The organism is Alkalimarinus alittae, from assembly GCF_026016465.1.
Taxonomy (GTDB): Bacteria; Pseudomonadota; Gammaproteobacteria; order Pseudomonadales; family Oleiphilaceae; genus Alkalimarinus; species Alkalimarinus alittae.
In genome coordinates this window covers 3,393,839-3,416,008 of record NZ_CP100390.1, presented here as the reverse complement: position 1 = coordinate 3,416,008, position 22,170 = coordinate 3,393,839, and the positions used below count along the sequence as shown (strand labels likewise).

Annotated in this window: 15 protein-coding genes; 5 read left to right on the top strand and 10 right to left on the bottom strand. The window is 44.3% G+C overall.

Annotation, left to right across the window (positions count from 1 at the left end):
- The first annotated feature begins 10 nt into the window (after positions 1–10).
- Positions 11–1,167 (top strand): IS3 family transposase gene (locus tag NKI27_RS15405; protein ID WP_265049535.1). Its coding sequence is split into 2 segments (ribosomal slippage): positions 11–281 and positions 281–1,167, totalling 1,158 coding nucleotides; the frame shifts between segments, so codons are not numbered across the junction.
- A gap of 13 nt (positions 1,168–1,180) precedes the next feature.
- On the opposite strand, the gene gmtY is transcribed toward NKI27_RS15405, so the two are convergent.
- The 8 genes from gmtY to NKI27_RS15365 form a co-directional block, all read right to left on the bottom strand.
- Positions 1,181–2,215, bottom strand: a complete 1,035-nt coding sequence (gene gmtY / locus NKI27_RS15400) for a gamma-mobile-trio recombinase GmtY (RefSeq protein WP_265046924.1) — start codon at positions 2,213–2,215, stop codon at positions 1,181–1,183.
- Positions 2,216–2,470: 255 nt separating this feature from the next.
- Positions 2,471–5,602 (bottom strand): efflux RND transporter permease subunit, encoded by a 3,132-nt coding sequence (locus tag NKI27_RS15395; protein WP_265046923.1) that lies wholly within the window; start codon positions 5,600–5,602, stop codon positions 2,471–2,473.
- Positions 5,599–6,861, bottom strand: coding sequence for an efflux RND transporter periplasmic adaptor subunit (locus tag NKI27_RS15390; RefSeq protein WP_265046922.1), 1,263 nt, complete (start codon positions 6,859–6,861; stop codon positions 5,599–5,601). Before NKI27_RS15390 ends, NKI27_RS15395 begins: the two co-directional genes overlap by 4 nt.
- 93 nt (positions 6,862–6,954) lie before the next feature.
- Positions 6,955–7,689, bottom strand: coding sequence for a 16S rRNA (uracil(1498)-N(3))-methyltransferase (locus NKI27_RS15385; RefSeq protein ID WP_265046921.1), 735 nt, complete (start codon positions 7,687–7,689; stop codon positions 6,955–6,957).
- A 177-nt stretch (positions 7,690–7,866) separates the two neighbouring features.
- Positions 7,867–8,736, bottom strand: coding sequence for a methylenetetrahydrofolate reductase [NAD(P)H] (gene metF / locus NKI27_RS15380; RefSeq protein WP_265046920.1), 870 nt, complete (start codon positions 8,734–8,736; stop codon positions 7,867–7,869).
- A 95-nt stretch (positions 8,737–8,831) separates the two neighbouring features.
- The gene (gene ahcY / locus NKI27_RS15375) at positions 8,832–10,229 is read right to left on the bottom strand and encodes an adenosylhomocysteinase (RefSeq protein WP_265046919.1); all 1,398 of its coding nucleotides are present in this window, start codon (positions 10,227–10,229) and stop codon (positions 8,832–8,834) included.
- A gap of 154 nt (positions 10,230–10,383) precedes the next feature.
- Positions 10,384–11,544: a methionine adenosyltransferase gene (gene metK, locus NKI27_RS15370; protein ID WP_265046918.1), complete on the bottom strand. Its 1,161-nt coding sequence runs from the start codon at positions 11,542–11,544 to the stop codon at positions 10,384–10,386.
- 71 nt (positions 11,545–11,615) lie between these two features.
- Positions 11,616–12,641, bottom strand: coding sequence for an ArsR/SmtB family transcription factor (locus NKI27_RS15365; protein WP_265046917.1), 1,026 nt, complete (start codon positions 12,639–12,641; stop codon positions 11,616–11,618).
- 286 nt (positions 12,642–12,927) lie between these two features.
- On the opposite strand from NKI27_RS15365, the gene NKI27_RS15360 reads away from it, so the two are divergent.
- Genes NKI27_RS15360 through NKI27_RS15350 form a run of 3 tightly spaced genes read left to right on the top strand, consistent with a single transcriptional unit; the run spans position 12,928 to position 18,262 of the window.
- Positions 12,928–15,075, top strand: a complete 2,148-nt coding sequence (locus NKI27_RS15360) for a type VI secretion system Vgr family protein (RefSeq protein WP_265046916.1) — start codon at positions 12,928–12,930, stop codon at positions 15,073–15,075.
- A gap of 10 nt (positions 15,076–15,085) precedes the next feature.
- A complete protein-coding gene (locus tag NKI27_RS15355) occupies positions 15,086–15,670 on the top strand; it encodes a DUF4123 domain-containing protein (RefSeq protein WP_265046915.1) in 585 nt (194 codons plus the stop codon).
- 51 nt (positions 15,671–15,721) lie between these two features.
- Entirely contained in the window at positions 15,722–18,262 is a 2,541-nt protein-coding gene (locus NKI27_RS15350; RefSeq protein ID WP_265046914.1) for a hypothetical protein, read from the top strand.
- A gap of 6 nt (positions 18,263–18,268) precedes the next feature.
- Here the strand turns inward: NKI27_RS15350 and NKI27_RS15345 are convergent, their stop codons facing one another.
- On the bottom strand, positions 18,269–19,129 hold the full coding sequence (locus NKI27_RS15345) for a formylglycine-generating enzyme family protein (protein ID WP_265046913.1): 861 nt from the start codon (positions 19,127–19,129) through the stop codon (positions 18,269–18,271).
- A 392-nt stretch (positions 19,130–19,521) separates the two neighbouring features.
- On the bottom strand, positions 19,522–19,821 hold the full coding sequence (locus NKI27_RS15340) for a hypothetical protein (protein WP_265046912.1): 300 nt from the start codon (positions 19,819–19,821) through the stop codon (positions 19,522–19,524).
- A 335-nt stretch (positions 19,822–20,156) separates the two neighbouring features.
- Between NKI27_RS15340 and tkt the strand changes: the two genes are divergently transcribed.
- Positions 20,157–22,151: a transketolase gene (tkt, locus tag NKI27_RS15335; protein WP_265046911.1), complete on the top strand. Its 1,995-nt coding sequence runs from the start codon at positions 20,157–20,159 to the stop codon at positions 22,149–22,151.
- Positions 22,152–22,170: the final 19 nt, after the last annotated feature.

Sequence of the window (22,170 nt, the reverse complement as noted above, 5' to 3'; positions counted from 1 at the left end):
CGGTGACAACATGACTAAGACAAACAGACCGAGATTCAACCCCGAGTTTAAAGTCGAATGTGCTCAGCTCGTTTTAGACCAAGGATATTCCGTTCGTGAAGCTGCTGAGGCAATGAATGTCGGTAAATCTACGCTCGATAAATGGGTCAGAAAGTTAAAGGCTGAGCGCGGTGGAGAGCTAACTACTGGCAAACCTATCACTGAAGAACAGCGTGAAATTGCTGAGCTAAAGAAACAAGTAAAGCGCCTAGAGATGGAGAAAGACATTCTAAAAAAGGCTTCAGCTCTCTTGATGTCAGACAGCATGAACGGTTTGCGTTAGTCAGAAAACTTAAGGGAGCCAGAAGCATCAAAGACTTGTGCAAAGTATTTCAGGTGCATCGCAGTAGTTATCATTATTGGAGCAGTAGAAAGAAAAACATTAAGCCTGAGAAAATTAAGCAGTTAGCAGAAGTAAGGCGCATTCATGGCCTCAGTAATGGCTCAGCAGGTGCAAGAACCATAGCAACCATATCTTCAACTGAAGGCCTGCCTATGAGCCGCTATGTTGCTAGTAAGCGCATGAAAGAGCTGAAGTTAGTGAGCTGCCAGATGCCGGCTCATCGCTATAAAAAGACAGGTAATGAGCACTTGGCGATTCCAAATACGTTGAATAGGGAGTTCACCGTTGATAGACCGAATCAGGCGTGGTGTGGGGATGTTACCTACGTTTGGACAGGAAAGCGTTGGTCATATTTGGCCGTTGTCTTAGATTTATATGCAAGACAAGTCGTGGGCTGGACCATGTCTCATTCTCCCGATAGCGAGTTAACCACAAAGGCTTTGCGCCTGGCTTTTGAGGCAAGAGGAAGACCAAAAGGTTTAATGTTTCACTCAGATCAAGGCTGTCATTACACTAGCTTAAAGTTCCGACAAACATTGTGGCGCTTACAAATAAGACAAAGCATGAGTCGTCGCGGAAACTGCTGGGACAACGCGCCTATGGAAAGATTTTTTCGAAGCTTTAAAACAGAATGGATGCCATCAACAGGCTATCAATCATTTACTGAAGCGAGACCGGAAGTGTCGCGATACATAATCGATTATTACAGTCGCTATAGACCACATACTTTTAATGGCGGGTTAACACCTGCTGAAGCTGAGGCAAGATATAAACTTGCCTCTTAACTTGTGACCAGATTTAGTTGACCACTACAGCCAGATAATATAGATATTCGTTCCATAACTTTAGAAAAAGCCTACCTACGTCTGATGGGAACCAATGAAGCTGTATAAAAAAATCCTTATGGTCACTTATTCTATTCTTCCAACCAACATGTTGTGTGCCAGTTATTCGATTACGGGAAGTAAGTGCATATTTTTCCCTTAAGTAGGCAGCTCTATTTGTACTTCCTTTAGAACTTTTCCATCCATCCGGTGCCAGGCCATCTTCAGGGTGATATAGCCTCACATTGCCTTTCTTCTCATCGTTATGATCGTAGTGAACATCTTGGACCCACAAATGCAATGAATCACTGATCCTGCAACCAGTGAAATGCATCATCAAGATAATGAGCTGGTTCCTAACAATGACTCTTCTATCTGACGCACCGCCGATACCTTCAAGAAAGAAACGACCGAAAAGAGGTTCTGAAAATGCAATTGCATCACTCGACGTCGCCATTAATTGTCTGCCGCTAATGCTTCGAACCTTATTTACTGTATCGCTAATACTGCGATCCTTAATGTGACCAAGAAAGTCATTATGCGAACGTCTAAACCAAGCAGCGTAATTGAGCCTCTTTTCGAAACTATCAGCCTCACGCAAAGGATTCATATTGTTAACGTTATGATTCTCACTAAGCCAATCTGTTAATCCAGAAATAGCGTTGATGACTCCATTGGTAGTTTTATTTCTTGAGGGGAGCCAATAAAGATTTGAAGGGTCCAGACCATTATCACCAATGGTTCCTTCATACAGGGCCAGCGTAAATGATTGGAAGAGCTGAACTGGATCATGGAAGCAATGCTTGTTTGCTTCCATGTATTGCATCAGCAGATAAGTTGAATGTGTAACTTTAGTCATCCAACTCACACTTCTGTCATGCCTGTGGGTTAGCAAGTAATCCAACAACGGTTTTAAAACACCATGTTCTGTAACTAGAACAGGAAGCCAGCATTCAACACCTGAATTATCAGTGATGACTCTTACTTTCACTTTTACTGGCGTAACCATTACAACCTACATTCTAATTATATTTATTATAGATAATGCTATAGGTATCACCTTATATCAACTAGAATTCAAGCACTAAAAATACTCTTTTGAGTATGATTATTATGTTTTAATCCGCTATACATTTAGAATATGTGGGTAACTCGATAACTTGTTATATTTGTTGATTTTCAGGTTCTATAGGCCGCTTTTACGAGGAGGTTGGCGGCACGTTAGCCCTGTGCCGCTAGTGGCTTATTTTTGAATAAAATACGGTTAAATATCGCTTTTACTCAAAAAATGGCGATGAAAAATAATTTTCCCATCTTCGATTAAGGACAATATGACGGGTATGACAATCAGTACGAGTAGCGTCGCGAAAGCAAGGCCAAATGAAATGCTAACTGCCATAGGTATTAGAAACTGAGCTTGAAGTGAAGTTTCAAAAAGTAACGGTGTTAAGCCGGCAATAGTCGTGAGTGATGTTAACATTACGGCTCTTAGCCTGAGGCAAGCGGCATCAATAACGGCTTGTTTAATTGCGAGTCCTTTTGAGCGTAGTTCTTGGTAAAAGGTAACCAGAATAATGGCATCGTTGATCACAATACCTGACAGCCCGAAAAAGCCAAACAGTGAAAGAATGGTAAGGTCAATATTCAGCAATGCATGGCCGAACACGGCCCCTGTGAGACCAAATGGAATGGCCACCATAATGGCAAAGGGCCAAGTATAAGACCCAAACACCCAGGCTAAGATAAGATAAATGAGTGCAAGCGCAATGAGTGCGCCATTTTTCATATCACTGCCTGTTTCTCGTTGTTCTTCGGCTTTCCCTTTCAAGTCGACGCTAAGACCATACCTGGCAGATAACTCAGGAAAAAAACTACCCTGCATCTCTTCCAATATAATATTCGCGTTGTTCACTGTGGTGTCCACCTCGGCGGTAATGTGGATGCCTAGATGACCATCTGTATGCCTAAGCAGCTCTAATCCTTTGCGGCTAGTAAGGTTCACTATATTGCTTAATGGCGCGCTACTGCCGTTAGGGGTGATAATAGGGAAGGTTTCAAGCGTTGCATAACTATCTCGCTCTTCATCAGGTAAGATCACTCTGACTTCAACTTCCTCATTATTATCATAAAATATTTGAATCAGTTGCCCGTCAAACGCGGCTCTTAACTGGTTGCCAACATCAGAAACAGTGATACCTAGCGCGTTTCCGAGGGGTGTCAGATCGTAAATAAATTGTTGCTTACCGTAGGGAAGGTCATCTTGAACATTGCTGATGCCCGTATAACGGCTTAGCTTGTCGCTGACCTCTTCTGCGGCGGCTTTAAGTTCTGTTGGTGGGATTCCTGATAGGAATATATCGATATCTTTTCCTGGTGAACCGCCTTTAGGGCTGGTAACGCTGAGCTGCTCAACACCATCAGGCATATTCATTGCAGATTCCCAAGCATTAACAAATTCGGTATTTGTCACTTCTCGAAGGTCGGGGGAGGTTAGTTCTGCTTGAACAGAGGCATACTGATCGCCTGACGAATAATTCATGCCGCCATCAAATGTGGCTGTGTTTATCCTTAGCACGCTGTGCATCAGGATGTCGGTGTCTGACTTTAATGCTTGGTTGGTATTTTGCAGTTGTTTTTCCATTTCCAAGCCAAAGGCGCGGACTTTTTCGGGTGGTGTGCCTGCTGCAAATTTCACACTGGCGATTAATACTTTGTTATCAGGCGACGGGAAAAAGGTAAATTGAATTCGGCCACTGGCGATGAGTGATATGGCTAAGGCAAGCGCACATATGGCCAGTAATACTGTAGTGAGGCGGTTTTCCATCGCCGTAGTTACTAGCGGGCGAAATCGAAGGTCTCTGAATCGAGTAAAGGCATCATCCAGTTTAACGCGAAAAGGCCCTGGAGCTTTATGGTGGCTATTATGAAAGCTATGCCTTAAATGGCCAGGTAAGATTAAAAAACTTTCAATTAATGAGGCGATAATAACGCAGATTATAACTAGAGGAATTGCACTGAGGATGTTTCCAATAATGCCACTCACCATCATTAATGGTAAAAAAGCCGCAATCGTCGTAAGGGAAGAGGATACGACCGGTATAAACATCCTTCGAGCTCCCCCTTCAGCTGCCTGAAGTGAGCTTTCGCCTGTTGTGTAGTGGGTAAGGGCGTCTTCACCTACTACAATGGCATCATCAACAATGATACCTAGCGCCATAATCAGCGCAAATAAACTGACCATGTTGATACTGCCGCCGGCGAGGTAGAGCACTGCTAGTGTCCCCATAAATGAGACAGGAATACCCCACGCAACCCAGAATGCAACACGGCCATTAAGAAATATAAATAATATACCGATGACCAGCATTAAACCGCCCAGTCCATTTTTTAACAGCAAATCTATACGCTCTTCAACCAGAACGTAGGCTTCGTTAAATGCGTGTAATTCTGTACCGGGTGACAGTCTAGGTTTTGCACTATCGAGCCATTGATGCAGTATCTCTGCGGCTTTTAGCGTATCGGCATTTTCCGTACGCATTATTTTCATTAAGATTGCAGGGTTGCCTTTATAAAATACTTCGACTTGGTTGTCTTTTGATCGCTGATCGATATCGGCAATATCATCAAGGGTGAGTTTCTGGGTATTTTTAGAGGTGAGTATGGCGAGTGCTTGAAACCCTTTATCGGTACGCCGCTGTTCAAGGCTTCGAAGCTCTCTGGCGACTTCATTTTTGCCGCTGGTACCTGCAGGGATATCCTGGCTTTGGTCTTTAATTAATCGTCCAATTTGAGGGAGCGAGAGTTTTAATCGCTCGATTGAATGACTTGGAATCTGGATGGCGATTTCCTGTTCTGGTAAGCCAGTAAAGTCAACTTTTGCAATGCCTTTGGCTAAAAGCTCTCTTTCAAATTGGTAGGCGAGAGGACGTAATTCGTCGAGAGAGTTATTAGTGGTCAGTATGAGGGTCGCGACATCTTCGTTGCGCACAACTTTGGTGACTTTGGGCTCTTCAGCTTCTGAAGGTAAGTTTCTAACTAAACCGACAAACTCTTTGACTTGGTCTAGTGCCAAGCCCATATCACTGCCTTCATCGTACTCAAGAATAATGGTTGAAAAGCCTCGGCTTGATACCGACCGCATCTCTTTGACGAAGTCTAAGTTTTTAAGTTCTTGCTCTAGTGGTGTGGTGACCGAACGGGCAATATCTTCGGCTGTCGCGCCCGGCCAGACAACTCTGACGGTAATATAATCTAAGGTGAAGGTGGGTAAGAACTGAGTGTTAAGACGGCTAAGCCCAATAATACCGGCCAGCAGCATGATGAACATTAATAGGTTAGCCGCAACTTTATGCTGAGCAAATCGCCCGATCATATCTTGTTGTTGAGGGATGCTCATGAACTAGGCTCCCTGACAGTTACTTTTAAACCATCGATCGCATTAGGGAGCTGTGTGGTAATAAAAGGCTCACCGGATGCTAACGGGGTCTCTAAAATAAGGCGTTGTTGCCCATTTTTATCAAAATAAGCCCCTATAATAGAGGCTTTTACAGAAACAAGCCGTTGGTCTTTAACGCTATAAATTCGATCAGTTCCATAAACAGCTGAAATGGGTGCCGTAATGGCTGTGTCTAGAGGAGGGAGGTTGAGTACAAGCTTAACTGAGCCTCCAATAATAAAGGGGGGGTTATCGCTAGTGGCCTTAAATAATCCATCAACGCCTCCCGAGCCCGCGTTAGTTTTGCCCGATAGACGGCTGAGTATGAGCGTTACGTCCTCACCATAAATTGAAACCGTTGCTTCAAGTGGGGCGCCTGCTTTAAGTGAAGATTGAATCAGGCTTATAGACTTGTCTGGTATCTGGGCGCGTACTTCAATCTGGCTGCTATCATAAAGCTCAACGATTGGCTCACCAAGGCGTACTCTACCACCGGGGGATACATTTACACGGATGATTTGGCCATTATAAGGAGCGGTGACGTTGGTTCTAGCCAAGTCTAGTTCTGCATCTGTTACATCAGCCTTAGCGCGAGCAAGATTGGCGCTTAATTGATTGATCCTGCTGTTATGGTCTGAGATGCTGAGCTGGCGGCTATTAACTGATAAGGCTTGTTGTTCTAGTTTGTTACTGGCGTTGTCGATTAATTCTTGGGATGTAAGGTTAGATTTTTCTAGTTTTCTTTGCCGTTCAACTGATCGCTTAGCAATATCTAAAAGTGATTGCTCGCTCTTTAGCGCGACTAAATCTGACTGATAGCGGTTGTTTTCAGCCATGATTAACGCTTTTATCTCGACAACATTGGCTTGTTTTTGTTGTAGGTTTAGTCGTGCCTCAACGTCGTCAAGCTCGACTAATATATCACCCTTAGTGACATAATTTCCTTCTCGAACAGGTACCCGAAGTACATCAGCGTTTATCGCTGCCGAAATTTGTGTCATGTAGGGCGATTCAATGGTTCCGAGTAGCTCTAGCTGTGGGTGCACCGGTGCTCGAGTGGCGATCTCTGTACTAACCGCCCAAGACTTTTCGTCCTGCTCTTTAGTTTGTGGAACTGGGCGAGAGGCCATGAGAACGAACATTATCAACACTGTAATAGCGACAATTATCAGTGGCAAGAAACGTTTAATTAGGGCCTTTGTTTTGGATGTTTGTTCCATTTTTTATTATCCTAGATTGTGTTTCTTGGTGTTGGGTGTGTTCGTATGTGACTGCTAGAAATTCCGTCCTTACTATGAAGAGGATCGTCACTATTAACGGTTAAAATCACCCCATAACCACTGAATAATTGACAAGGCTGCTACCGGCGCAGTTTCTGTTCTAAAAACGCGAGGCCCAAAAGTGGTCGCGACAAACTGCTGATTGATCGCCATGTCTATTTCAGACTTTGAAAGCCCACCTTCCGGGCCAATGAGTAAGCATACTTTTTCGGGTTGCTTGATATCGGTAATTTGCTGCGTAGTACGGTGGTGGAGCACGAGCCCTAGCGTGTCGTCTGGCTTGCTGCTAACCCACTCATCAAGAGAGGTGACTGGGTTAATGATGGGGATTTTAGATCGACCACATTGCTCTGCTGCACTGATCGCTATTTGCTGCCATTGTTTGACTCTTTTTTCTTCCCTGTCACCTTTCAACTTTACTTCACAACGCTCGCTTGTCAGGGGTGTTATTTCGGTTGCGCCTAATTCTGTGCTTTTTTGAATCATGTAATCCATTCGATCGCCGCGAGACATGACCTGACCAATATGAGTCTCAAGAGGCGATTCTGACGCTACTTTGATTGTACTGTCGATTACGACCGTGACGTGCTTTTTAGTGACGTCAGAAATACTCGCAGTGTAATCATTACCGCTGCCATTAAATAATATCAGTGATTGATCGGGCTTCATGCGAAGCACTTTGCCTACATGGTTTGCGGCGGCAGAATCGAGCTCGATAGTCGTACCTTCAGTGAGCTCTGTGGCGGTATAGATTCGAGGTATTCTCATGCTGTTTTTTCTTAGGCTTTAATTGAATAAGTGTATAACGAGTTGGATATAGACTTTACAGGATAACCCAGTCAAAAGTGAAGAAAATTTATACAAAGCCCATAGAGTAACCGTGATGAAAGGAGGCGCGACTGGAATCAAGGAGAGATAGGCAATCCTTGACACCAGTAGCTAACATTAAAATGCGATTTTTTCTTGGTCACTTAGGTTCAGGTTGTCCCATATATTTAAACTAGGCTCTGCCTGATTAAGTGTGTAGAAGTGCAGGCCTGGTGCGCCTTCATCGAGCAAACGCTCACACATTTCAGTCACCACTTCTTCACCAAACTTTTTGATGCTGTCTATATCATCACCGTAAGCTTCAAGCTGCTTACGAATCCAGCGAGGAACTTCTGCACCACACATATCACTAAACCGTATAAGGTTTGAGTAATTGGTTATGGGCATAATGCCAGGTACGATCGGAATATCGATCCCCATGGTTTCTGCACGATCTACAAAGTAGAAATATGAATCTACGTTATAGAAGTACTGCGTGATCGCACTGTTGGCGCCGGCATCTACTTTACGCTTGAAGTTGATCAGATCTTGCTCTGCGTTCGCCGCTTGTGGGTGAAACTCAGGGTAAGCGGCAACTTCGATATTAAAATGGTCACCACTATGCTTACGAATGAACTCAACTAAATCGTTGGCGTATCGCAGTTCGCCATGAGCACCCATACCCGAAGGTAGGTCGCCGCGAAGCGCTACAATGCGTTGAATGTCGTTAGCTTTGTATAAGTCTAAAAGCTCAGTCAATGTTTCAGTGGTTGCACCGATACATGATAAATGAGGGGCTGTAGAGATACCTTGCTTGTGCAAATTAACTACTGTATTGATGGTGCGGTCTTGTGTAGAACCGCCTGCACCGTATGTTACAGAGAAAAAATCGGGATCACGTTTCGCCAGCTCATCACGGACGGCTTGAAGTTTTTCCATGCCCGCGGGTGTTTTCGGCGGGAAAAACTCAAAGCTGAAGCGCTGCTTAAATGGTCTTTGCGAATTCATGTGTTAATTCCTTGGGGAGTTTACCCTAATGGCACTTAGTTACGTTTATCATTCCCGCTTTCGCAGGAATGATAGCTATTCAGGGTTAATTCTAATTAGTACTTATAGCTTTCAGGCTTATATGGTCCATCAACCGGTACGTTGATGTAGTTTGCTTGCTCTGTTGTCAGGCGTGTTAATACTCCACCAAAGCCTTCTACCATATCTTTTGCTACTTCTTCGTCTAACTTCTTAGGTAGCACTTTAACGTAAAGGTTGGCTTCTTTTTCGTTTGCTGGAAGGTCTGCGAATTTCGCTTCCCACAAGTAGATTTGAGCAAGTACTTGGTTAGCAAAAGAACCGTCCATAATACGTGAAGGGTGACCTGTGGCATTCCCCAAGTTAACCAAACGACCTTCAGAAAGAAGAATTAAGTGATCGTTTTCAGCGGCATTACGAACAATCTTGTGAACCTGAGGCTTAACTTCTTGCCACTCCCAGTTTTCACGCATAAACGCCGTATCGATTTCGTTATCAAAGTGACCGATGTTACAAACAACCGCGCCGCTCTTAAGAGATTGAAGCATGTTCTTATCACATACGTTTGAGTTACCAGTAGTTGTTACTACAAGGTCAGTCTTTTGTAATAATGCTTTATCGATAGACGCAAGCGTACCGTCGTTAATGCCATCAATAAACGGAGATACCACTTCAAATCCGTCCATGCATGCTTGCATCGCACAAATAGGGTCGATCTCAGATACTTTAACAATCATGCCTTCTTGGTTAAGAGATGCGGCTGAACCTTTACCAACATCACCGTAACCAATAACCAATGCTTTCTTACCTGAAAGAAGGTGATCAGTACCACGCTTGATGGCATCGTTTAAGCTATGACGACAGCCGTACTTGTTGTCATTTTTAGACTTGGTTACCGCATCGTTTACGTTGATGGCAGGCACCTTCAACTCGCCTTTTTCAAGCATTTCTAATAGACGGTGAACACCGGTAGTGGTCTCTTCTGAAATACCGTGAATAGCATTAAGCATTTCAGGGTACTTGTTGTGAACCATTTCAGTCAGATCGCCACCATCATCAAGGATCATGTTAGCGTTCCATACATCGTTACCGTCTTTTTCAGCAAGAATCGTTTGCTCAATACACCACAAAAACTCTTCTTCAGTTTCGCCTTTCCATGCAAAAACAGGGATGCCTGCGGCTGCAATAGCGGCGGCTGCGTGATCTTGTGTTGAGAAAATGTTACATGAAGACCAACGAACGTCTGCACCCAAATCAACTAATGTTTCGATCAATACAGCGGTTTGGATCGTCATGTGAATACAGCCCATGATGCGCGCATCTTTTAACGGCTGTGCTGCTTTGTACTTACGACGTAATGCCATCAATGCTGGCATTTCACCTTCAGCGATGTCTATTTCACGACGACCCCAGCCCGCTAATGTGATGTCGGCTACTTTGTAATCTGTAAATCCTGCTTCAACTGCTGCGTTCATTGTTTTCTTACCTATATCTGTTTGTCATCCCTTCGAATAGGGTTTATAGACTTACTCGTCATCCCCGCGAAGGCGGGGATCCATTATTTGATAGGACTCCGAGCTATAAATCCCACTAACGCAGGAATAACCGGAGACCTTAGTATTTGTTAATCTAAAGACCTGCCGCCGCTTTCAATGCCGCCGCCTTGTCAGTATGTTCCCAAGTGAATTCTGGCTCAGTACGACCAAAGTGACCGTATGCTGCCGTCGCACGGTAGATTGGGCGACGGAGATCTAGCATATCGATGATGCCTTGTGGACGCAGGTCAAAGTGCTCACGAACCAAGCTTTCGATTTTTGACTCTTCGATTTTGTTAGTGCCAAAGGTGTTGATCGCAATAGACGTTGGCTCAGCAACCCCAATCGCGTAAGACACTTGAATTTCACAACGGTCAGCTAAGCCCGCAGCAACGATATTCTTCGCGACGTAACGGCCTGCGTAGGCGGCTGAACGGTCAACTTTTGATGGGTCTTTTCCTGAGAAGGCACCACCACCGTGACGCGCCATACCACCATAGGTATCAACGATGATCTTACGGCCAGTCAAACCACAGTCACCCACAGGTCCACCAATAACAAAGTTACCGGTTGGGTTGATGTGGAATAAAGTGTCGTTGTGTAGCCATTCTGATGGCAATACAGGCTTAACAACTTCTTCTAGAACTGCGTCACGTAAATCACCTAAAGAGATACCTTCGTCGTGTTGTGTTGAAAGTACAATTGCATCAATCGCTACTGGTTTGCCGTTTTCATAACGTAGCGTCACCTGGCTTTTAGCATCTGGACGCAACCAAGGTAAAACACCTTTTTTACGTAACTGAGCTTGACGCTCAACAAGGCGGTGAGCATAAAAAATAGGGGCCGGCATTAGTACTTCAGTTTCGTTAGTGGCATAACCGAACATGAGTCCTTGGTCACCCGCACCGAGGTCTTTATCGTTTGCTTCATCAACACCCATTGCGATATCTGCAGACTGCTTACCAATGGCGTTAAGTACAGCACAAGAAGCACCGTCAAAACCGACATCAGAGCTGTTGTAGCCGATATCTAAAATAACTTCGCGAACCAGATCTTCAAGATCAATGTAGGTACTGGTGCGAACTTCACCCGCAATCACCGCCATACCGGTTTTAACCATGGTCTCTACGGCGATACGTGAGTGCTTGTCTTCTGCAATGATGGCATCAACAATGGCATCAGAGATTTGGTCTGCCATTTTATCTGGGTGGCCTTCAGAAACTGATTCTGAAGTAAATAAAGAATATTCGCTCATTGTTTTTTCCTTACTTTAATAATGTGGTTCTATCAATGTGTGTTTAGGTTTATCAATCTGACTTTAAAGTGTTAACGCTTAATAAATTCTCTTACTTGAATCTGAAATCCGTTGCGAAGACCTATATATAAACTTTCGCCTTCTTCTAATCCCGCGTTTTTGGCCCATAGCGAAAGTTCTTCGCTTTCAAAACCCAACCAAAGGTCACCGCAGTTTTCTTTTACCCAATTCTGATCGTGGTGGCTAAGATCGCTGACCAACATAATGCCATCATCATTAAGCAACTTAGCGCAGTCTGTAAATATATCCCCAGGGCTCGGAATATGATGCAACACCATATTCAGCACGATGGCATCGACAGTAATATTCTCTTGTCGTGCTTTGCCGCTTTCACCTAATAAAAACTCAATATTGGTGAGGTTGTGTTCACTTGCATGTGCTTTTGCTTTATTCAGCATGCCTTCTGAATTATCGAGGGCGTAAACCTTGTTAAAGCGAGTTGAAAGCTCGTTTAAAAATGCACCTTCACCGGGGCCGATCTCCATCGCGCTAGCGTTATCAGCAAAATCATGGGCGTTGATTAAATCAACCACCGGTACAGCATACTGTTCAAATAGCGCAATCAGTTCTTGTTGCTCTTTGAACTTATCAGCATAACGAGAAAAGAAGGCTTGGGACTGTTCTGCCCGTTGTTCTTTAATTAAGTTAATGCTCTCTGCGGTAGTAGGCGATATTTCTGTTTGATCGATTATTGCGAACAGTGAATGGATTAACTCATCATTGATGCCATCGTCTTGTTTAATCGGGCGACGGTAAAATATTGAGTTACCTTCACGCTGAGTTTCAACAAGACCTGCTTTGTGCAGTACCTTTAGGTGATGGCTCATACCTGATTGGCGGCTATCAAAAATATTGCACAACTCCATCACGCCAAACGTATCTCGCTGTAATACACGCAGAATCTCGAGACGTAGCGGATCACCGCTAGCCTTTAATACCGGCGCTAAAGAAGACAGGCACTGAGTGACAGCAGGGCTTGGGTGCTCTGTGGTATTGTTGGCTGTCTCTGGCGAGATGGAGATAAGGTTATTTAACATGGAGGGCAGTTTATCAGTGGTTTTTGAAACACACAATATCTATATCAAATTATTTTGATATAGATATTGTGGTTGCGTGCCTGATCACGTTTTAAGAGGGAAGGGGGCTGATCGGACGCTTGAGTAGCGATGGTGTCGGTTACTTTTTGATCCGTTATGATTTATAATCCCCCTCAGCTATTCAGGAAGAATGGCATTCAGTGGTATCAGGTCAGGCTATGGCTTGTTAATACGTTGAATTTTAATGAAAAGAGGTTTCAATGCCTCTGACTCAAGGAAGAGTAACATGTCAAACCTCATGCCTTCGGTGCTGAATCAGCGGCACTGGGATGCTCGCTTAATGTTGTCTGTAGCGGGTATTAACGATCTGCTTCGGGTGGTCCATTTTGAAGGGCACGAAGCCATTTCATCACTTTATGAATACACCATCGATATCGCCTGTGAAAATAATGCGTTGTCACTAAATGATTTGATTGGCCGCCAAGCGACCTTTCAGATTAAAGATGACAAAGGGCATAGTCGCACCATTATGGGGGCCGTGTATGCAGTTACGCAGGGTTCTATTCAACGACGATTTTCATTCTACACTTTTACGTTAGTCCCTCAGTTTAAGTGGCTTCAACACCGGCACGGCTTTAGAATATTTCAAGATCAAGATGTCCCTTCAATGGTGCAGCAGGTATTTGATGAAGCCGGCCTTGATAGCCAGAGTTATCGCTTTGAGCTAAGCAGCCAATACCCACAGCGTGAATATTGTGTTCAGTATGACGAGCATGAATGGCATTTTGTGTCGCGTCTATTGGAAGAAGAGGGTATCCATTATCATTTTGAGCAGAGTGAGCGTCAGCCTGTGATGGTTATTTCAGATAACCCATCGTCGTTTCGTCTGTTAACCCCCAAAAGAGACATCAAGTTTCAAGGTAATAGCGGCCAAGCAGGGGATGAAGCAACCCTTCATGGGTTGAGCTGGAATCAGCAAGTCTCCCACGACCAAATAACGTTTAATGATTATAACTACGAAAAACCAAATCGCTCACTCCTATCAAGCTCACAAGAGATATCAACGTCTAAGCTAGAAAACTATCGCTTCCCCGGTGGCTATAAAAAGACAGAAGAGGGTAATAGGCGATCCAAAATCGAATTGGCAAGAAGCAAGGTGGCCAGTTGCAAGATAGAAGCAAAAGGTGATGTTTGTTTTTTAACTAGCGGTGCCGTATTTACACTTTCTCAACATCCGCGAGAAGATTTTAACACCGACTTTCTCATGACCTCTATTCAGCAAAGCGGAGATCAACCTCAAGTGCTTGAAGAGCAATCGGGTGGTGGGGGATATCAATTTCACACCACGGTTTCCTGTATCCCTTCTACCATGGAGTACCGACCTCAGCGGCGTCATAAGAAACCCGTTATTCAAGGCGCGCAGACAGCGGTTGTTTACGGTGCACCAGGCGAGTCTATTTATACGGATGAGTTAGGTCGCATTAAAGTCAACTTTCATTGGGAGCGAGAGAATAAGCGTTCCTGTTGGTTGCGAGTGTCACAGGCGTGGGCAGGAAACCAATGGGGCTCCGTTAGTTTGCCTAGGGTTGGGCAAGAGGTGATTGTTGATTTTGTTGACGGTAACCCTGATACCCCTCTGGTGACAGGTTGTGTTTATCATAGTCTGCACAAGCCTCCTTACCCATTACCTGACCATAAGACCCGCACAACTTTTAAGAGTCAGAGTGTACCTGCTGGGGGCTTTAATGAGCTCAGAGTGGAAGACAAAAAAGGCCATGAGCAAATCTTTGTACAAGCTCAAAAAGATTTTGACCTGAAAATCCTTCAAGACCACAAAATCCATGTCGGTGAGAATCGTCATTCTATCGTTGAGCAAGACATGTTTGAGCAGGTAAAAGGCGAGTTAAACCAACGTGTCGGCGGCGATATTAAAGTGCAAACGCAATCGGGGCATCATTTAACGATTAAAGGGGATCGGCAGGAGAAAGTAGCAGGCTCTATAAAACAGCAGGCAGGCGGTGATATACATATTAAATCGGGCAGTAAAGTGGTTCTGGATGCCGGTGTTGAGCTCACTATTCAGGCCGGCGGTGCCTTTATAAAACTAAGCCCTGCAGGGGTGCAGATTCAAGGCGCCACTATTAACTTGAATGGCGGTGGTAGCGCAGGGCCAGCCAGTGCGGCATCTCCTAAAGCACCCTCGCCAGCGATTCAAGTTGTTAGAGAGGGGGCGGGTAAACAGACTGAAATAAATCCAGAAAAAGCCCCCTTTGAAAGAGGCGAATTAGCATTTAAAGAAGGGGCTCAGTCTACGATTAACAAACGAGTGCACTTAAAGGCATTAGTCGCGAATGAGCAGTTACTCGCCGATGAGTGTATGCGAGACGAAAACGGCCAGTGCGCAAAACAAACCTGTACCTGTGTTGCGGGCTAAGGAGTTGTTAATGTCATCATTAAAAAGCGATCCGCAGCTAGCGGCACTCGGCCTACCTGAAACAGATGCATTTGATTATCTGTTGATTGACGGCATCAAAATGGAACCTGTGTTGAAATGGGTATATCAGCATATTGATAACCCTGAGTGGTATCCCTTATATAAAAATACGCGCTATCAAGATGTCATTGATCTCAGCCCTTGCTTGGTAAAAGTGTCAATAGATTCAGATATCCCTTATTTGTTTGAGAGCGAATTAGGCCCTAAAGGCTCGGCCATTTGGGTGCGATCACCTTATGAGCTTGAAGTGTTGGGTTCTACCTTGAGCCGATTACTGTGGATTACCACCGAGGGTGGACGGTATCTCCATTACCGTTTTTATGACCCTACTTCGCTTTCTCGATTAATACCCGCACTCACGCCAGACGAGTGCGCTGAACTCTACCGTGGCATTGAAAGTATTACATGGTTTAATGCTCAGCAGCAGACATGGCAAAAAATGACACTATCCATACCAGAAGCACCGCTTCTGCAATCCTCTGGCGTGGTATTTAAACCACAATGGCTAGATGCGATATTGACGGCGAATGAATAACCCAATATCGGATAATCACTAACAACATTGATCACATAGCAAGGATGCTAAATGACTAATATTTGCAAAGAAAGCCCAGCGATTACATCGGGAATCGCACCTGCCGCCTGCGAAACGGAGTGGACAGATCTTGTCCATGTTACAGGTGATAACATGCAAGTGTATTGCCTCACCCAAGGTCAAATCAAAGAACTTGAGAACGAAGAGAGTTTTGTATCAGCCCCCATTAAAAATTTGTTGGATGCCTATTCACAGTCAAATAAAACGATCATCGATGTTAAAAAGAAGACTTGGGAATCACTCAAAGAAGAAAAGTTAATCCCGCCCTTAGTGCCTTCTTCAGGCTTAACGCCATTAAAGCGCTATGAAGCGCAGGCTACATTGGCTAAACATCGCTATGAACGACAGCTTAACAGATATAAAAGAGTAAGCAGCGATGTCTACATTATCGAAAAAGAGCTACAGCACGGACTCTTAGCGCCAGAAACGCGTGGGTTTTATATGCGCTATTTAGCAACATTGCAGCAAACGCGCTTAGATTTAGGCGCGAATCTCGATAACTTAAAAGAAACGCTAACACAAAAGCAAAAAGTGTTAAGCCGTGAAGAGGGCAGAATTAGCAAGCTTAAAGAGGCGGTTGAAAGTGAGGTCGCCTATAAAGTCGCACTGCAAAAAACACCGCCTGACAGTGATGATGAACTAAAACGATTAAAAGAACATGCTAAAACCCTCAGTGATGAAACGGGGATGGTCAACTATGTATCATCTGCCGAGTTAAATCACCTAGCTGATATTGACATTAAGACTCTCGAAATAGAAAGAGAAATCGATAATAGAGCTTCTCGAATGGGCACTTTGAGAGTGCTAAAGTTTTTTCACTGGTTTACTAATAGCGATCGACTCTATCAGCGAGATGTTGAAGAGTTGGCTAAGTATGAAAATAGTCAAAATAAGTTGCATGCTGATAAAAAGAGTTTAGAACAAAAGAAAGAGGCTTTTTATAGCTCCATGGCGGACAGGGTGCCTGTAGAGGCCGCCTTTCAAATGCCTAAGTTGCGATACACACATCAACTAATCGAAATAAAGCGCACCGGCTCCCAAAACTTAAGTTACATTCGCAGAGACTCGCTGAGTCAGTTTAAAAAGAATTGGCAAAAAATATCGATCGCAGATGTAAAACGATCGCTCAAATTAAATCGAGCTGGCATAGAAGGTGCGGCCAAGCAAGCCGCGCAAGGTTTAAAAGAAAATGTCAGCGGTAAGTTAGTGTTTAAAACGTGGCAAAGCAAAGAAGATAATTTTTTTAATCAGCTTAATAAAGAGTTATTTAAAGTCAGCCTAAATGGCGATGTCGTTCCTGAAGATAAACAGTTGACCGCAAGCGCGGAAGCGCAGTTGATGAGGTTTTCAGCAGGGGCGCAGTTTGCGGGGGAGTATGACCCTAAAAAGGGACGGATTCATTTAGGAGGGGAGACAAGCGCTGAATTTAGCTTACTGAAAGCCAGTGCCAATGCCACATTACGCCTGCCAAGCGAAGCAGGGCATGAACTTAAACTGAGCTACCAAGGTGACAGCGGTGAGCTAAAACAGCTTCATTGTGGGGTATTTAGAACCTCATTGATACTCACCGTTCAAGGTTCGGTCGGCGCTTGCGCCATGCTATCAGCTAAATTGCGAGTCGACACAAAACCGGGCGAGCTCAATGTAGGCGGTGATATGAATGGTAATGTATTTGCCGGTGGTATGCTAAAGAACGAAGCCGACCTTTCAGTCGAGTGGGCAAAACCGATAAGCCAAAATAGACTTGAATCAGGCCGTGTAGCTAAATCAACGGTCGCTAATTTTAGCGAGTTAGTAAAAATAACACCTAGTGCCTCTGTCGCGTTTGGCGTGGGGTTCGGGTTGGATTTTACGGTGGGTTATTCAAGAGGTAAGTTTATTGCTCATTTCAGTGGTCAGCTGGTGTTTGGACCCGGTGGCGCAGGAGGTGTGGCGGCTGAGTTAAAAGTGGAGCAGGTGATTGAATTGATTCAGTTTGTGCGACAGGCATTGGAAGAGTCAGATTTTCGGTTTTTGGAGTGGGTTACTGAGACTGCTTTTGACATGATTTCTAAGATTATGAGTTTGCATATTGCTGTTGGCGAAACTCTAAGTGTGCTAGCTAATTTATCGGAGGATCAGATTATTGATAAATGGAAAAGTCTGTCTTCTAATCAGAAGCTGGTCAAAGAGGAATGCAGAAATATATTGTCAACACCTAGTAATTTAAGATTCTTAACACCTATAGCAAAAGCTGATGTATTAGACAGGGTTTGTTTGACGTATTTCTTTGAGCCAAATAGCTTCAACTTAGATGATGATGAGCTGCAAGCGTCTGCTTGTATGATATTACTAGAGCGTATTGACTCAGAAAGAGAGTTTTTTGAAGTATTGCGATTGATGGGGAGAAAAGGCAATAAAGGCAACTCACATACTTTAGTTAGTAACTATAAAAGAATATTTGATGATTTGTTATTTCAGTCAAAGCAAAAAACTAGAGCACGGAATTGGCTTAAAAATAGAGCCGGATCTTTCTACCTTAGCCTTGAATGAAGGTAGTTAGTTCTGCATGACACACCTAAACCCAGTATCCAACCCCATTAATTCTTGAGGTTTATCTAAGCGAGAAACGGTTGTATTGCCCCAGAAATCATAAAACCGGCCGCCGCGAGAGACCTTGTGGTGATAAGTTGGTCCGCTTTTAAGTCCGCTTGTTTTGGCTGCTTTGGGCCCCTGAGGGTTATGCTCTGGTGAGTGTTCGTAATAATCTGGTTGGTAATTATCTAGAACCCATTCGGTTGCGTTTCCTGACATGTCGTATAAACCCAGAGGGTTAGGAGGGAAGCTTCCTGGTACCTTGGGAAGGGCACTTTGATCAAAAATGCCCTTTTTAGCTTCTTGAGCCATGTTTATGTCTACAACAGCCTCACCTGTATCGGTGGCAAAACGATACATCTGCCCACGGGAGCGAGCTGCATACTCCCATTGGGCTTCGGTGGGTAAATTAATAGCTTTATTACTGAGCTTGCCAACCCATTGGCAAAATGATTTAGCGTCAGCCCATGCAGCTGGTGCTGGCATTTTTGCGGCGAATCGGTCTGGGTTGTCGCCTCTTTTTTTATCATAGTTTTCATAGGATGACACATACCCCGTCACCTCCATAAACAAATCCATATCCCCCTGAGTCACTTCATACTTCTGAATAGAAAAACTATCCAAAGTCACCTTGTGGGCAGGGTAAGAATCAGCGCCTAAAGCCCAACCTAGCCCTGGGTTTCCCATCATAAATGAGCCGCCTTCAACAAACACAAACGCATTCATATGACGTTCGAGTAGGTCATTCACTTTATCTTCGGTGGAGGTGCAAGCGGTGAGGGTTATGGCTGCTAGTAATGTAATGGTTTTGAGGGTGGCGTTCATCCATGTCGTCCTTGATTCATTGAAATCCGTTTTCAATTTGGTGGGGAATTATAACAGGGAAGTGAACTAGGGTGAAAAAGTAATTGGGGGGGGTAGCGTTGCCCCGTGATTTTTAACATGACTTGGAGTGTAAACGTATAGGATAAGTTGTAGCCTTGATGAAAGGAGGCACGACTGTAATCAGGGGTGGGCTATTGGTGGTTTCAGTGTGGCAGGCCCCTTGAATCCGCTGCGCTGCATCACGGCTACGGGTATTTCAAACAATAGACCTGACATCTTTTATAACTGGGTTCTGAGTGGTTTTATAAAATTTTTATCGGGACCATTGCAATCCCTCCTGCCACTTTGATCCGTTCAGTAAGAAGGCAGGAGGTGCGATATACAAATAAAGACTATCGATTTCTGATAATGACACCGTCAATGCCGTCTAGCATTATGATGGCATTAAAGAATTCGCGTCCTTGAAGGGTGTTTAGCTCAACTAAGTGTTGACCTACAGTGCTAAGTTGACCTGTTAGTTCTTGGCCTGATTCAAGCTTAAGCGTGACGTTTTTGCCAGAGAGTTTGACTAAGAGTGTCTTTAACGTCTCTTGTTTGCTAATGCTGATAGCATTGTCTGACGCTAGAAGGTTAGACGAGGTGAAAAGCGATAGGCTAACAATAATAGACGATAGCAGAATGCGTCTTCTCATGATGAAATTCCTTTTCAAAAAGTGAGTTATGCTTAGCGCGTCAATGCGCGGGTGGGATTATATTCGATTGATCTTCATAGTGCCATTATTTAAGGCTATCCCCTATATAACGAATAAAACTAACCTAGCCTTAATAACCTTTGCATAGGCGCATACAGTGATGAGAGTTAGAAATATCTATTGGTTACGAATTAAAACCCAATAAATTTGCTCAATAGGCCTATATAAGGGAAAATAACCGCCTTTTTTTATTGTGCATTTTAAAGTGACAGCAAGCCCTAATCTCAGTCGCTTGAATGTAAAAATATTTTAAACTGTCGGTGGGAGACAATTTAATGCCATCTCGTAGAGATCTAGCAAACGCAATTCGTGCACTCAGTATGGATGCTGTTCAAAAAGCCAATTCTGGGCATCCTGGTGCTCCGATGGGGATGGCCGATATCGCTGAGGTTTTGTGGAATGACCACATGACGCATAACCCAGTTAATCCTGAATGGACTAACCGTGATCGATTCATCTTATCTAATGGTCATGGTTCGATGCTTATATACTCTTTACTGCATCTTACTGGCTACGATCTGAGTATTGATGATCTCAAAAACTTCAGACAGTTACACTCAAAAACCCCAGGTCATCCAGAATATGGTTATACCCCAGGTGTAGAAACCACGACTGGGCCGTTGGGTCAGGGTATTGCCAATGCGGTAGGTATGGCCATCGCTGAAAAATCAATGGCGGCGCAGTTTAACCGAGAAGGGCATGACATTATTGATCATAACACCTATGTGTTTTTAGGTGATGGTTGCTTAATGGAAGGTATCTCCCACGAAGTGAGCTCATTAGCGGGCACATTGGGTTTAGGTAAGCTAATTGCGTTCTACGATGACAATGGTATTTCGATTGATGGCGAAGTAGAAGGTTGGTTTACTGACGATACACCCGCACGTTTTGAATCTTACGGCTGGCAGGTTATCCCCGCTGTAGACGGACATGATTCAGACGCGATACGTGATGCGATTGCACAAGCCAAAGCAAATCCAGATCAGCCAACAATGATTTGCTGTAAAACCGTGATTGGGTTTGGCTCACCTAATAAAGAAGGCACTGAAGGCTGTCATGGTGCACCATTAGGTGATGATGAAATCAAAGCGACGCGTGAGAAACTAGGCTGGACGCATGGTTCTTTTGAAGTGCCAGACGATATTTATGCGGGCTGGGATGCAAAAGAAAAAGGGCGTGCCGCTGAAGCCGCATGGGATCAATCATTTGCTGCATACGCCGCTGAGTACCCTGAGCTAGCTTCAGAACTGACGCGACGAATGAAGGGTGAGTTACCGGCTGATTTCTCTGCAAAAGCTGAAGCGTATGTTCAGGAATGTCAGGAAAAAGGCGAAACGGTTGCGAGTCGTAAAGCATCTCAGAATACATTGAATGCGTTTGGTCCTTTGTTGCCTGAGTTATTAGGTGGTTCTGCTGACCTAGCGGGTTCAAACCTAACGCTTTGGAAAGACTGTAAAGGCTTAGAGAAAGACGACGCATCAGGTAACTATATATTCTACGGTGTGCGTGAGTTTGGTATGTCAGCCATTATGAATGGTATTGCCTTGCACGGTGGATTTGTTCCTTACGGCGCAACCTTCTTAATGTTTATGGAATATGCGCGTAATGCGGTACGTATGTCTGCATTAATGAAGCAGCGTGTGATCAATGTGTATACTCACGACTCTATCGGCCTGGGCGAAGATGGCCCCACTCACCAGCCTGTTGAACAGATGGCGAGCTTGAGAAATACACCCAACATGAACTTGTGGCGTCCATGTGACACCGTTGAGTCAGCGGTTGCTTGGAAATCAGCTATCGAGCGTCAAGACGGTCCTTCTTCATTGATATTCTCTCGTCAGGGCTTACCTCATCAGGATCGTACTGCTGAGCAGGTTGCGTTGATTGCGCGTGGTGGGTATATCCTGTCTGACTCAGAAGGTACACCAGATGTAATATTGATTGCGACCGGTTCTGAAATTGGTTTAGCTCAGAGTGCTGCTGATGCGCTTCGCGGAAAAGGCACTAAGGTACGTGTTGTATCCATGCCCTCTACGGACGTATTTGATGCGCAAGGTGCTGAATACAAACAGCACGTATTGCCTTTAGAAGTTTCAGCGCGAGTAGCGATTGAAGCGGGTATTGAAGACTTTTGGTATAAGTATGTAGGTCTTGATGGCCGTATCGTAGGCATGTCTACTTATGGTGAGTCTGCACCTGCTAATGAGCTCTATGAAGAGTTCGGCTTTACCGTTGATAATATCGTTGCTGTAACAGAAGAGTTACTTTAAACATCACTGTTTAAATATT